Source organism: Pseudomonas reidholzensis (assembly GCF_900536025.1).
Taxonomy (GTDB): domain Bacteria; phylum Pseudomonadota; class Gammaproteobacteria; order Pseudomonadales; family Pseudomonadaceae; genus Aquipseudomonas; species Aquipseudomonas reidholzensis.
Genome location: NZ_UNOZ01000029.1, coordinates 1 through 12,069, shown reverse-complemented (window position 1 = coordinate 12,069; position 12,069 = coordinate 1). Strand labels below are relative to the sequence as shown.

Below are 12,069 nucleotides of genomic sequence, written 5' to 3'. Positions count from 1 at the left end.
GGGGTGCAGCGGGTCAAATCGGCCTTCGCCGCTTCAGTGTCAGATATGCAGGGCCTGCCCCAAGGCCCGCAGCGCAGCTTCCTGCACCGCTTCGCCCAGGGTCGGGTGAGCGTGAATGGTGCCCGCGATGTCTTCCAGGCGAGCGCCCATCTCCAGCGACTGGGCAAACGCCGTCGACAGCTCCGACACCGCCACCCCCACTGCTTGCCAGCCGAGGATCAGGTGGTTGTCGCGCCGAGCGACCACCCGCACGAAGCCGCTTTTCGACTCCAGCGTCATGGCCCGCCCGTTGGCGGCGAACGGGAACTGCGCAACGATGCAGTCCAGGCCCTGCTCACTGGCCTGCTCCGGCGTCCTGCCAACCACCACCAGCTCCGGATCGGTGAAACACACCGCGGCAATCGCCGCCGGCTCGAAGCGCCGCGCATGCCCGGCAATCAGCTCGGCGACCATTTCGCCCTGGGCCATGGCCCGGTGGGCAAGCATCGGTTCGCCAGTCAGGTCACCAATCGCCCAGACATTGCGCATGCTGGTCTGGCAGCGATCATCCACGGCCAGCGCCGCGCCGTTCATCTTCAGCCCCAGGCTTTCCAGGTTGAAACCCTGGGTGCGCGGCCGGCGGCCGACGGCGACCAGCACCTGGTCGGCTTCGACGTGCAGTGCCTCACCCTCGGCGGTACGGGCCCGCAGGCTGCCCTGCTCATAACCTTCGACGCTGTGCCCCAGGTGCAGGGCGATGCCGAGTTTTTTCAGTGACTCCACAACCGGCGCGGTCAGCTCGGCGTCATAGGTCGGCAGGACCCGCTCGCGCGCTTCGACCACGCTGACCTGCACGCCCAGCTTGCGGTAGGCGATGCCCAGCTCCAGGCCGATGTAACCGCCGCCGACCACCACCAGGTGCTTGGGCAGCGCGCTTGGCGCCAGGGCTTCAGTGGACGAGATGATCGGCCCGCCCAGCGGCAGCATGGGCAGCTCGACGCTGCTCGAGCCGGTCGCCAGCAGCAGGTGATCGCACTGGATGCGCTGGCCGTCGACCTCGACGCTTTTGCCGTCGATGACCTTCGCCCAGCCATGGATGACCGTCACACCGTGCTTTTTCAGCAGGGCGGCGACGCCGCTGGTCAGGCGGTCGACGATGCCGTCCTTCCAGGCGACGCTGCGGCTGATGTCCAGGCGCGGCGAGGCCACGCTGATGCCCAGCGGCGAGTGCTCGGCGTGGCGGGCGGTCTGGTGGAACTGCTCGGCGACGTGGATCAGCGCCTTGGACGGGATGCAGCCGATGTTCAGGCAGGTGCCGCCAAGGGCCTGGCCTTCGACCAGTACGGTGGGGATGCCCAGTTGCCCGGCGCGGATCGCCGCGATATAGCCACCAGGGCCGCCACCGATGATCAGCAGCGTGGTGTTGATAGTCTGTTGCATGCTCACTCCACGAACAGGCAGGCGGGCTGTTCCAGCAGGCCGCGCACGGCCTGGATGAACAGGGCGGCGTCCATGCCGTCGACCACGCGGTGATCGAACGAGCTGGACAGGTTCATCATCTTGCGCACGACGATCTGGCCGTCGACCACCACCGGCCGCTCGACCATGCGGTTGACGCCGACGATGGCCACTTCCGGGGTGTTGACCACCGGCGTGCTGACGATGCCACCGAGCGCACCGAGGCTGGTCAGGGTAATGGTCGAGCCTGACAGTTCGTCACGGCTGGCCTTGTTGTTGCGCGCGGCGTGGGCCAGGCGGGTGATCTCGCTGGCGTTGCTCCACAGGCTGCCGGCTTCGGCATGGCGCAGCACCGGCACCATCAGGCCGTTGTCGCCCTGGGTGGCAATGCCGACGTGCACTGCGCCATGGCGGGTGATGACCTGGGCCTCGTCGTCATAGGTCGCGTTGATCTGCGGGAAGTCGCGCAGGGCCACGACCATGGCGCGCACCAGGAACGGCAGCAAGGTCAGTTTGCCGCGGCTGTCGCCGTGCTTGAGGTTGAGCTGCTGGCGCAGCGCTTCCAGGGCGGTGACGTCGATCTCCTCGACATAGCTGAAGTGGGCGACGCGGCGCTTGGCGTCCTGCATGCGCTGGGCGATCTTGCGGCGCAGGCCGATCACCGCCACCTGCTCGCTGTCGGTACGCTTGGCGTAACCGCTGGGCGCCTGGCCAGCTTGAGTCTGCGGCTTGCTCATGAAGCCATCGAGGTCTTCATGCAGGATGCGCCCGGCAGGGCCGCTGCCGTGCACGTAACGCAACTCGATACCGGCGTCCAGCGCGCGCTTGCGCACGGCAGGGGAGGCCAGCGGTTTTTCATTGGCCTGACGCGGGACGATCGCGGCGGCGCTCGGCGTCGCGACAGGCGGGTTGGCCGGCGCTGCAGGTACGGCGCGCTGCTCGGGTTGGCTCGGCGCTGGCGCTGCCGCAGGCGCTGGCTGGGCCTCGGCTGGCTTGGCTTGTGGCGCCTCCACATGGTTGCCGCTGCCTTCGACTTCGATGCGGATCAGCTCGCTGCCCACCGCCATGACTTCGCCGGGCTGGCCGCCCAGGGCCATGACCTTGCCGCTGACCGGCGAGGGGATTTCGACCGTGGCCTTGTCGGTCATGACATCAGCCACCACCTGGTCTTCGGCGATCACATCGCCGACCTTGACGAACCATTCCACCAACTCGACTTGCGCGATGCCTTCACCGATGTCCGGCATCTTGATGACGTGCGTGCCCATTCAGACCTCCATGACCCGTTTCAATGCCGCACCGACCCGCGATGGACCTGGGAAGTACGCCCATTCCTGTGCGTGCGGGTAGGGCGTGTCCCAGCCGGTGACGCGCTCGATCGGCGCCTCCAGGTGGTGGAAGCAATGCTCCTGGACCAACGCCACCAGCTCGGCACCAAAGCCGCAGGTGCGCGTCGCTTCGTGGACCACCACGCAGCGGCCGGTCTTTTTCACCGACTCGACGATGGTCTCCAGGTCCAGCGGCCACAGGCTGCGCAGGTCGATGACTTCGGCGTCGACGCCGGTTTCTTCGGCCGCCACCTGCGACACGTACACCGTGGTGCCATAGGTCAGTACGGTGACGTCGTTGCCGGGGCGGGTGATCGCCGCCTTGTCCAGCGGCACCTTGTAGTAGCCGTCCGGCACGGCGCTCTGGGCGTGCTTGGACCACGGCGTCACCGGGCGGTCGTGGTGGCCGTCGAACGGGCCGTTGTACAGGCGCTTGGGCTCGAGGAAGATCACCGGGTCGTCGCATTCGATCGAAGCGATCAGCAGGCCCTTGGCGTCATACGGGTTAGACGGCATCACCGTGCGCAGCCCGCAGACCTGGGTGAACATCGCTTCCGGGCTCTGGCTGTGGGTCTGGCCGCCATAAATGCCGCCGCCGCAGGGCATGCGCAGGGTCAGCGGCGAAATGAACTCGCCGGCCGAGCGATAGCGCAGGCGGGCCATCTCCGAGACGATCTGGTCGGAGGCGGGGTAGAAGTAGTCGGCGAACTGGATCTCGACCACCGGCCGCAGGCCATAGGCGCCCATGCCCACTGCGGTGCCGACGATGCCGCTCTCGGAGATCGGCGCGTCGAACACGCGCGATTTGCCGTACTTGGTCTGCAGGCCTTCGGTGCAACGGAACACGCCGCCGAAGTAACCGACGTCCTGGCCGTAGATCACCACGTTGTCATCGCGCTCGAGCATGACATCCATGGCCGAGCGCAGGGCCTGGATCATGGTCATGGTGGTGGTGGACATGGCGGTTTCCAGGTCGATGCTGCTGTTGTGATCGTTCATGTTCAGACCCCCAGCTCTTGGCGCTGACGGCGCAGGTGATCGGGCATGTCCTTGTACACGTCCTCGAACATCGAGGCGGCACTGGGGATCTGGCCGTTGCTCATGGTGCCGTACTGTTCGGCTTGCTTCTGCGCCTTGATGACCTCGGCTTCGAACTCGGCGGTGACCGCCTGGTGTTCTTCCTCGGACCACTGGCCGATGTGGATCAGGTGCTGCTTCAGGCGGGCGATCGGGTCGCCCAGCGGGAAGTGGCTCCAGTCGTCGGCAGGGCGGTATTTTGACGGGTCGTCGGAGGTCGAGTGCGGGCCGGCACGGTAGGTGACCCACTCGATCAGGGTCGGGCCCAGGCCGCGGCGAGCACGTTCGGCGGCCCAGCGCGAGGCGGCATAGACCGCGACGAAATCGTTGCCGTCGACCCGCAGCGAGGCGATCCCGCAGCCCACGCCACGGCCGGCAAAGGTGGTCGACTCACCGCCGGCGATGGCTTGGAAGGTGGAAATCGCCCATTGATTGTTGACCACGTTGAGGATCACCGGCGCGCGGTAGACGTGGGCGAAGGTCAGGGCGGTGTGGAAGTCGGACTCGGCGGTGGCGCCGTCGCCGATCCATGCCGAGGCAATCTTGGTGTCGCCCTTGATCGCCGAGGCCATGGCCCAGCCGACGGCCTGGACGAACTGGGTCGCCAGGTTGCCGCTGATGGTGAAGAAGCCGGCCTCGCGCACCGAGTACATGATCGGCAACTGGCGCCCCTTGAGCGGATCGCGCTCATTGGACAGCAGCTGGCAGATCATCTCGACCAGCGACACGTCGCGGGCCATCAGGATGCTTTGCTGGCGGTAGGTCGGGAAGCACATGTCGCTGCGGTTCAGCGCCAGCGCCTGGGCGCTGCCGATGGCTTCCTCGCCGAGGCTCTGCATATAGAAGGACATCTTCTTCTGGCGCTGGGCAACCACCATGCGGCTGTCGAAGATGCGCGTCTTGAGCATGGCGCGCATGCCCTGGCGAAGCACTTGCGGGTCGATGTCGGCGGCCCAGGGGCCGAGCGCGTTGCCGTGCTCGTCGAGCACCCGCACCAGGCTGCTGGAGAGGTCTGCGGTGTCTGCAGGTTCTACATCGATAGGGGGTTTGCGCACCTGGCCCGCATCGTTCAGACGCAGGTAGGAAAAATCGGTCTGGCAGCCTGGCCGGCCGGTAGGCTCGGGCACATGCAAACGCAGGGGGGCGTACTCGTTCATGCTTTTTACGCTCGCTCGGATGTTGTTTTTGTGAGCTTTGAAGCGGTCGCCGCTGACGACTGGCTTGTGACCGGTAGGTCAGCGCTAATTACATGGTAGTGGGACGGCAGGAGAATTTTTCTCTCAAGTTCATTGCGTTTGTCTGTGAGGGGAGATAAACATTCCGGATAAACACAAAAATCAGGTGAATTTGTCTCATGCGTAAATTGGATCGCACGGATATCGGCATTCTCAACAGCCTGCAGGAAAACGCCCGCATCACCAATGCGGAGCTGGCGCGTTCGGTCAACCTGTCGCCGACACCGTGTTTCAACCGGGTCAAGGCGATGGAAGAACTGGGGGTGATTCGCCAGCAGGTCACCTTGCTCTCGCCCGAGGCGCTGGGCCTGGACGTCAACGTGTTTATCCATGTCAGCCTGGAAAAACAGGTCGAGCAGTCGCTGCACCGCTTCGAGGAAGAGATCGCCGAGCGGCCCGAGGTGATGGAGTGCTACCTGATGACCGGCGATCCGGATTACCTGCTGCGTGTGCTGCTGCCGAGCATCCAGGCGCTGGAGCGCTTTCTCGATTACCTGACGCGGTTGCCGGGGGTGGCCAACATCCGCTCCAGTTTTGCCCTCAAGCAGGTGCGCTACAAGACCGCGTTGCCGTTGCCGGCCAATGGCATGACGCTAAGGGAGTGAGCGCGCCTGGCAGCCCAGGCCTGATCGCGACACGACCGGCACTGGACACGCCCCTGCGGGTTTATTTGCCCCCTGGGGGCCTGCGCCGCTGAGCATTTGCCCTTATGCTGGGCAGCACACCCGCCACCTGAACAGGGAGCTCTTGGGACGCATGCGACACATCTGGAAGTCTTTTCGCTCGCTGTATTTCGCCGCCCTGATGATGCTGATCGGCTCGGGCCTGTTGAGTACCTACCTGGCCTTGCGCCTGGCTGCCGATCATGTCGACAGCCTGTGGATCGGTGCGTTGATGGCGGCCAACTATTTTGGCCTGGCACTGGGTGGCAAGATCGGCCACCGGCTGATTGGCCGGGTCGGGCACATCCGCGCTTACGCGACCTGCGCCGGGATCGTTGGCGCCGCCGTGCTGGGGCATGGGTTGACCGATCTGCTGCCGGTGTGGGTCGGCCTGCGGATGGTGGTTGGCCTGGGCATGATGTGCCAGTACATGGTCATCGAGAGCTGGCTCAACGAACAGGCCGATGCCAAGCAGCGTGGCGCGGTGTTCAGCGGTTACATGATCGCTTCGTACCTGGGTCTGGTGCTCGGTCAGCTGATCCTGGTGGTGCATCCCCAGCTCGGCCCTGAGCTGCTGATGCTGGTCGCCATGTGCTTTGCCCTGTGCCTGGTGCCGGTGGCCATGACCCGGCGGATTCACCCGGCGCCGCTGCGCCCGGCACCGATGGAGCCGAAGTTCTTCATCAAGCGGGTGCCACAGTCGTTGAGCACGGTGCTCGGCTCGGGGCTGATCGTCGGTTCGTTCTATGGCCTGGCGCCGTTGTATGCGGCCAACCAGGGCTTGAGCACCGAGCAGATCGGTCTGTTCATGGGGTGCTGCATCTTTGCCGGGCTGGTGGTGCAGTGGCCGTTGGGCTGGCTGTCCGACCGCTACGACCGGGCAGTGCTGATCCGTACGGCGGCGGGTGGCCTGGCGTTGGCGGCGTTGCCGCTGGCGATCATGCCCAGCGTGCCGTTGGAGGTGCTGTTTGGCGTTGGCTTTGTCATTTCGCTGTTGCAGTTCTGCCTGTATCCGTTGGCGGTGGCGTTTTCCAATGACCATGTCGAGAGTGAGCGGCGGGTTTCGCTGACCGCCATGCTGCTGGTGACCTATGGCGTGGGCGCCTGTATCGGGCCGTTGGCGGCGGGTGTGCTGATGAAGCTGCTGGGGCCGCAGATGCTCTATGCGTTCTTCCTGTTCTTTGCGCTGGTGCTGGTCTGGCGGATTCGGCCGAAGGCGGTCACCGGGTTGCACCAGGTGCAGGATGCGCCGTTGGGGCACGTGGCGATGCCGGCGGCGGGTTCGCCGTTGTCGGCGGCGCTCGATCCGCGGGTGGATGAGCAGACGGTGCAGGATGTGATGCAGGCGCCCATTGCGGCGGAGGATACCGAGGAGGAGCAGGGCGCGAGTCCTGAGCCAGAGGTGAACAAGGCTGGATGAGTCGATGGTGGCTTGAGCGTATCCCTGTCATGCGAGGGCCTGAAGCGTCACCCCGCAAATGGATACGCTCAAAAATCCCACTATCCAACAAACAAAAAACCACCCGAAGGTGGTTTTTTCACGTCTGCAGGCAGATCAGTAGTCGTCTTTGTCGAACCGCCGAGCCTCACGCTGCAGCTGGTACACAAAACTCTCGATCTTGCGCTGCGCCTGGCCGTTGAGGTTATGGAACCGCACCCCGGCAAAGGTCGTGTTGATGCGCTCTTCGAAGTGCAGGTGGCGCAGTTCGACCATTACATCGGTCAGCCCCAGCGGATTGCCAGCCTTGAAGCGCTCGTAGACCTGCCCCAGTTGCAGACGCCCCTCGACATCGCCGTCAAAGCGCATCTTGCAGCCCGTGGCCGAGATGTCCAGCAGCTTGCCACGCAGTGCTCCGGTGCCCTTGATATGGGTGCCATCGAGGAACACGTCGACCAGCTGCGACAGCTTCAGCGCGGCGCGGAAGGCATTGCGGCGCTGGTGGTAAGTCATCTCCTCGGGCATCGGCCCGCGGTAGCTGCGGTGCCCGTCGACCTCGGTGATGGTCAGCGGCGTGTTGCATTCCCAGGCGATACGCACGCCGTCATGGAAGCCCTCAACGCGGAACGGCTCACCATTCTCGATGTACTTTTCACCGTCACGCGGGATCATTTCATCCAGCGCCAGGGTGTTGCTGTCACGGTCCACATGCACCACGTAGCTCTGGAATCGCTGGCTGCGCTCATGGAAGGTGATGATCAGCGGATCGTGGCTATCCAGCAGCTGGCGCAGGTTGGCCGCAATCTCCAAAGGGGTGTTCAGCACCTTTGGTGGCTGGGGAGCATCGGATTCATTGAACACGGGTTATCAATCTCCAGGCAAAAACGACACACGCAAGTTACGGCATTTTGCCAGTATGTTCCGTGCCATGATAGAAATAATCACACTTGGCTGAGCGCCCGGGGCTTGGCCATTGGCGAGGTGGCGCCACGGCTGTCGTACAGCGACGGAGAATCGCCGCCGTTGAGGATTCTGATCTGCGAAGCCGTGGCGTGCTGCTGCACCTGGATGATCCGCCCGTTGGTCTCGTTGACCTGTTGGCATTGATCCATCAACTGGTTCAGCACCGCGAGCTGCTGCATGATCACTTCGCCGTTCGGCGATTGCTCGGCTACCGCCTGCACGCCCGCGCGATTGGCACTCAGGCCAAGGCTGGCAAGCAGGTTGTTGCGTCGCTGGCCCTGCTGTTCGAGCAATACGATCAGCGACTGCTTGCGTGCCAGGATCTGCTCCAGCACCGCCATTTCACGGCCATGCAGGGCTACCGCCTCGCGCTGCAGCAGCTCGAGCAGTTCCTGGGTGGGCGCGATGTCGTCTTCAATCAATTGCAGCAGGGTAATGTCGTGCATGGCTGGCTCTTGGCTTATAGCGTCCTTGAAGTCAGCGCGCCGAAGGCTTAGCGCTGAGCTTCGAATTCAAGCAGTTTGCTGGCGACCCGGCCGGCATCGACCTGGTAGCTGCCATCGGCGATCGCCTGCTTCAACTCGGCCACGCGGGCACTGTTGACGGTCGGCTGGTCGCGCAGCTTGTCGCTGATCTTTTGCAACTGCTGGGCCTCTTGACTGAGGTGTACCGATTCTCCGCTGACGCTGGAGCGTGCGGGCGCTTCGCTGGTTTCGCCGGTTTTTTCGGCGTTGCCGGCCGCGGTGGTGCCGCGAACGCCGCCCGTGACGGACGGAGAGTTATTCAAACGACTGAAGTCGATGACCATGATCAGAAACCTCTGGGTATTGGGACGCTTGCCTTGTTTTCGGCCAACCCGAAAGAAACTTTAGGCGCGAATGCGTAGCCGCCTGTCGGCAAACTCGCACAACCCCATTTCCGACACAGTTTAGGTAAAGCGGTTCCGTACCGCCAGCCCTGTTACATCGCCACCTCGACTTGCCCGGGCGCGGTCACCCGCGCCTTGATCACCCGTTTGGAATTCAGGTTGCGGACCCGGATCTGTTCGCTCAGGCCGCCCTTGCTCAGTGCTTCGCCGGGCATCCTTACACTCAAGGTGCCGCTGCGGGCGATGATCACCACCTGGTCGCCCTTGCGGATCACCTCGGCCTGCTCCAGGTGTTGCGGCGTCAGCACCTGGTCGAGCACGGCGGGGCGTACCAGCTTCATCCCCACGGCCTGGTCCAGGCTGCCGAGAAAACCCTGGCTGAGCGTGCCGACGTCGCGTTCGCGCACGGTCACGTCGGCTTCGCCGATGACGCTTTCGCGCTTCAGCGGGCGGGCCATGACCACCACCTCGCGGTACAGCTTGACCTGAGCCGGGACAAACACCGTCCATGGCGCACTGCTGTCGCAGCGGACCCGCACCGTGACACGGCCCAGCGGCTGTGCCGGGCTTTCCAGCGAAGCGTCAAGCGCTTGGCTGCACTGTGGCATGCGCAGGCGCGGGTCGAGGTTGTTGACCTGGATCTCGTAGCGCCCCGGCGTCTGCGTGGTTGCCAGGTAGTCTTCGACGGTGAATTCAAGAAACCCTTGAGTGACACCGATAAGCTGTTCAGGCAAGGTGATCGCATCCGCCAGCGCGCGAGCGCTGGGTGCCAGCAGGCACAGCACGGCCAGCGGGCCGGCCAGCAGGCGCGTCAATCGTCGGGAAAATGTCGTTTTCGTGTACATGGCGCTAAAAAAAGCAAAGCCCGTGCCGACTTTAATAGGACGGCAGAAACGTTAAGGAGTCTGGCATGGCTGGTGTTATGGATTCGGTCAACCAGCGCACGCAGCTGGTGGGGCAGAATCGTCTGGAGCTGTTGCTGTTCCGCCTCAATGGTGCGCAGCTGTATGGGATCAACGTGTTCAAGGTCCGCGAGGTGCTGCAGTGCCCGGATTTGACCGTGTTGCCCAAGTCGCACCCGGTGGTGCGCGGCGTCGCCAATATCCGCGGCGCGACCATCCCGATCCTCGACCTGTCGATGGCAACCGGCTTGCCTGGGCTGCAGGAAGAGACGCGCAAGAGTTTCGTGATCATCACCGAGTACAACACCAAGACCCAGGGGTTTCTGGTGCATTCGGTCGAGCGCATCGTCAACATGAACTGGGAAGAGATCCATCCACCACCCAAGGGTACCGGCCGCGACCATTACCTGACCGCGGTGACCCGGGTCGATAACCGCATGGTCGAGATCATCGACGTGGAGAAGGTGCTGGCGGAAGTGGCGCCGTCCTCCGAGTCGGTGTCGGTCGGTGTGGTCGATGCCGATGTGCAGGACAAGGCCGTGCTGTTGCGCGTGCTGACCGTCGACGACTCGTCGGTGGCACGCAAGCAGGTCAGCCGTTGCCTGCAGACGGTCGGGGTCGAAGTGGTGGCGCTCAACGACGGCCGCCAGGCCCTGGACTACCTGCGCAAGCTGGTCGACGAGGGCAAGCGTCCGGAAGACGAGTTCCTGATGATGATCTCCGACATTGAAATGCCGGAAATGGATGGCTATACCCTCACGGCAGAGATTCGCAGCGATCCACGCATGCAAAAATTGCACATCGTCCTGCATACTTCCCTGTCTGGGGTGTTCAACCAGGCGATGGTCAAGAAGGTCGGCGCCGACGACTTCCTGGCCAAGTTCAAGCCGGACGACCTCGCCAAGCGGGTAGTCGACCGGATCAAGGCGACGCATTGAAACGGCCGGGGCGCGTCCCCGGCCCCAGTGATTGAATAGAGGCGGCAGCTTTTGTCTACGGGTAATTTGGATTTCGAACAGTTCCGGGTCTTCCTGGAGAAAGCCTGTGGCATCCTGCTGGGTGAGAATAAGCAGTACCTGGTCTCCAGCCGTCTCAACAAGCTGATGGAGCAGCAGGGTATCAAGTCCCTGGGCGAGCTTGTCCAGCGGATCCAGAGCCAGCCGCGCAGCGGCTTGCGCGAGCAGGTGGTCGACGCCATGACCACCAACGAGACGCTGTGGTTTCGCGATACCTACCCGTTCGAGGTGCTCAAGAACAAGGTCATCCCGGAGTTCCTCAAGGGCAACCCCGGGCAGCGTCTGCGCATCTGGTCGGCGGCCTGTTCGTCCGGACAGGAGCCGTACTCGCTGTCGATGGCCATCGACGAGTTCGAGCGTGGCAACCTGGGCCAGCTGAAGATGGGGGCGCAGATCGTTGCCACTGACCTGTCCGGCACCATGCTGACCAACTGCAAGAGCGGTGAGTACGACAGCCTGGCGATCGCCCGAGGGCTGTCGCCGGAACGCCTGCAGCGCTATTTCGACCCCAAGGGGGCGGGGCGCTATGCGGTCAAGGCGCCGATTCGCAGCCGCGTCGAGTTTCGTTCGTTCAACCTGCTCGACAGCTACGCAGCGCTGGGCAAGTTCGATGTGGTGTTCTGCCGCAACGTGTTGATCTACTTCTCGGCGCAGGTCAAGAAGGACATCCTGTTGCGCATTCACAGCACGCTGAAGCCGGGCGGGTACCTGTTCCTGGGGGCGTCCGAGGCGCTCAATGGCTTGCCGGATCATTACCAGATGGTCCAGTGCAGCCCGGGGATCATCTACCAGGCCAAGTGATTGGCGGGGTGAAAAAGACCGGTGTCGCGAGATGCCGGTTTTTTTATGCGTGTGTTCGGTGTAGATGCGTTGGGGGTTGGGCGTTGGGCTTTTTGGGGCTTATCCGTTCCCTGTGGTGGCGCTTATGGCCCCTTCCGCCCTTACGGCGGGTCACTTTTTTTCTTGGAAAAAAGTAACCAAAAACCGCTTGCTCCTACATCCGGCCCTTCGCTGCGCTGCGGGTTCCCTCACTCCGGCCTTGCTCCCGCGAGGACCGGGCTGTACGGGCCTTCCTGGCCCGCAGCCCTTGCCGGCCTTCCTGGCCGTCACCTCGCTCCGCAAGACCTCCGTTCGGCCTCCTGA

12 protein-coding genes are annotated in these 12,069 nt (G+C 63.8%); 4 read left to right on the top strand and 8 right to left on the bottom strand.

The genetic code is table 11. From position 1 onward, the window contains the following. Nucleotides 1-39: 39 nt before the first annotated feature. The 4 genes from lpdA to CCOS865_RS18830 are packed head-to-tail and all read right to left on the bottom strand — an operon-like array spanning nucleotide 40 to nucleotide 4,999. Nucleotides 40-1,419, bottom strand: a complete 1,380-nt coding sequence (gene lpdA / locus CCOS865_RS18845; RefSeq protein WP_119143610.1) for a dihydrolipoyl dehydrogenase — start codon at nucleotides 1,417-1,419, stop codon at nucleotides 40-42. Between the two features lie 2 nt (nucleotides 1,420-1,421). Further along, on the bottom strand, nucleotides 1,422-2,705 hold the full coding sequence (locus CCOS865_RS18840; protein ID WP_119143608.1) for a dihydrolipoamide acetyltransferase family protein: 1,284 nt from the start codon (nucleotides 2,703-2,705) through the stop codon (nucleotides 1,422-1,424). Then, nucleotides 2,706-3,764: an alpha-ketoacid dehydrogenase subunit beta gene (locus CCOS865_RS18835; RefSeq protein ID WP_119143607.1), complete on the bottom strand. Its 1,059-nt coding sequence runs from the start codon at nucleotides 3,762-3,764 to the stop codon at nucleotides 2,706-2,708. It lies immediately after the preceding gene. A gap of 2 nt (nucleotides 3,765-3,766) precedes the next feature. Next, nucleotides 3,767-4,999: a 3-methyl-2-oxobutanoate dehydrogenase (2-methylpropanoyl-transferring) subunit alpha gene (locus CCOS865_RS18830; protein ID WP_119143605.1), complete on the bottom strand. Its 1,233-nt coding sequence runs from the start codon at nucleotides 4,997-4,999 to the stop codon at nucleotides 3,767-3,769. 197 nt (nucleotides 5,000-5,196) lie between these two features. On the opposite strand from CCOS865_RS18830, the gene bkdR reads away from it, so the two are divergent. After that, entirely contained in the window at nucleotides 5,197-5,682 is a 486-nt protein-coding gene (gene bkdR, locus CCOS865_RS18825; RefSeq protein WP_027593063.1) for a Bkd operon transcriptional regulator BkdR, read from the top strand. 151 nt (nucleotides 5,683-5,833) lie between these two features. Beyond that, nucleotides 5,834-7,159: an MFS transporter gene (locus tag CCOS865_RS18820; protein WP_119143603.1), complete on the top strand. Its 1,326-nt coding sequence runs from the start codon at nucleotides 5,834-5,836 to the stop codon at nucleotides 7,157-7,159. Nucleotides 7,160-7,294: 135 nt separating this feature from the next. Here the strand turns inward: CCOS865_RS18820 and CCOS865_RS18815 are convergent, their stop codons facing one another. The 4 genes from CCOS865_RS18815 to flgA all read right to left on the bottom strand — a co-directional run bounded on the left by CCOS865_RS18815 (nucleotide 7,295) and on the right by flgA (nucleotide 9,853). Continuing rightward, nucleotides 7,295-8,038, bottom strand: coding sequence for a flagellar brake protein (locus CCOS865_RS18815; RefSeq protein ID WP_119143601.1), 744 nt, complete (start codon nucleotides 8,036-8,038; stop codon nucleotides 7,295-7,297). A gap of 80 nt (nucleotides 8,039-8,118) precedes the next feature. Further along, a complete protein-coding gene (locus tag CCOS865_RS18810) occupies nucleotides 8,119-8,586 on the bottom strand; it encodes a flagella synthesis protein FlgN (protein WP_119143599.1) in 468 nt (155 codons plus the stop codon). 47 nt (nucleotides 8,587-8,633) lie between these two features. Continuing rightward, the gene (gene flgM, locus CCOS865_RS18805) at nucleotides 8,634-8,948 is read right to left on the bottom strand and encodes a flagellar biosynthesis anti-sigma factor FlgM (protein WP_119143597.1); all 315 of its coding nucleotides are present in this window, start codon (nucleotides 8,946-8,948) and stop codon (nucleotides 8,634-8,636) included. A 152-nt stretch (nucleotides 8,949-9,100) separates the two neighbouring features. After that, nucleotides 9,101-9,853 carry a flagellar basal body P-ring formation chaperone FlgA gene (gene flgA / locus CCOS865_RS18800; protein WP_119143595.1) on the bottom strand — a complete coding sequence of 251 codons (753 nt, stop codon included), beginning with the start codon at nucleotides 9,851-9,853 and terminating at the stop codon, nucleotides 9,101-9,103. 65 nt (nucleotides 9,854-9,918) lie between these two features. On the opposite strand from flgA, the gene CCOS865_RS18795 reads away from it, so the two are divergent. Both CCOS865_RS18795 and cheR read left to right on the top strand, forming a co-directional pair. Next, nucleotides 9,919-10,848 (top strand): chemotaxis protein CheV, encoded by a 930-nt coding sequence (locus CCOS865_RS18795; RefSeq protein WP_119143593.1) that lies wholly within the window; start codon nucleotides 9,919-9,921, stop codon nucleotides 10,846-10,848. Nucleotides 10,849-10,899: 51 nt separating this feature from the next. Then, complete coding sequence (gene cheR / locus CCOS865_RS18790) at nucleotides 10,900-11,727, top strand: protein-glutamate O-methyltransferase CheR (protein WP_119143591.1); 828 nt, start codon at nucleotides 10,900-10,902, stop codon at nucleotides 11,725-11,727. The last annotated feature ends 342 nt before the right edge of the window (nucleotides 11,728-12,069 follow it).

Coding starts and splice junctions, on each gene's coding strand:
- CCOS865_RS18795 (WP_119143593.1), top strand. CDS start 9,919: ATGGCTGGTGTTATGGATTCGGTCAACCAGCGCACGCAGCTGGTGGGG.
- CCOS865_RS18810 (WP_119143599.1), bottom strand. CDS start 8,586: ATGCACGACATTACCCTGCTGCAATTGATTGAAGACGACATCGCGCCC.
- flgA (WP_119143595.1), bottom strand. CDS start 9,853: ATGTACACGAAAACGACATTTTCCCGACGATTGACGCGCCTGCTGGCC.
- bkdR (WP_027593063.1), top strand. CDS start 5,197: ATGCGTAAATTGGATCGCACGGATATCGGCATTCTCAACAGCCTGCAG.
- lpdA (WP_119143610.1), bottom strand. CDS start 1,419: ATGCAACAGACTATCAACACCACGCTGCTGATCATCGGTGGCGGCCCT.
- CCOS865_RS18820 (WP_119143603.1), top strand. CDS start 5,834: ATGCGACACATCTGGAAGTCTTTTCGCTCGCTGTATTTCGCCGCCCTG.
- CCOS865_RS18840 (WP_119143608.1), bottom strand. CDS start 2,705: ATGGGCACGCACGTCATCAAGATGCCGGACATCGGTGAAGGCATCGCG.
- CCOS865_RS18835 (WP_119143607.1), bottom strand. CDS start 3,764: ATGAACGATCACAACAGCAGCATCGACCTGGAAACCGCCATGTCCACC.
- flgM (WP_119143597.1), bottom strand. CDS start 8,948: ATGGTCATCGACTTCAGTCGTTTGAATAACTCTCCGTCCGTCACGGGC.
- CCOS865_RS18830 (WP_119143605.1), bottom strand. CDS start 4,999: ATGAACGAGTACGCCCCCCTGCGTTTGCATGTGCCCGAGCCTACCGGC.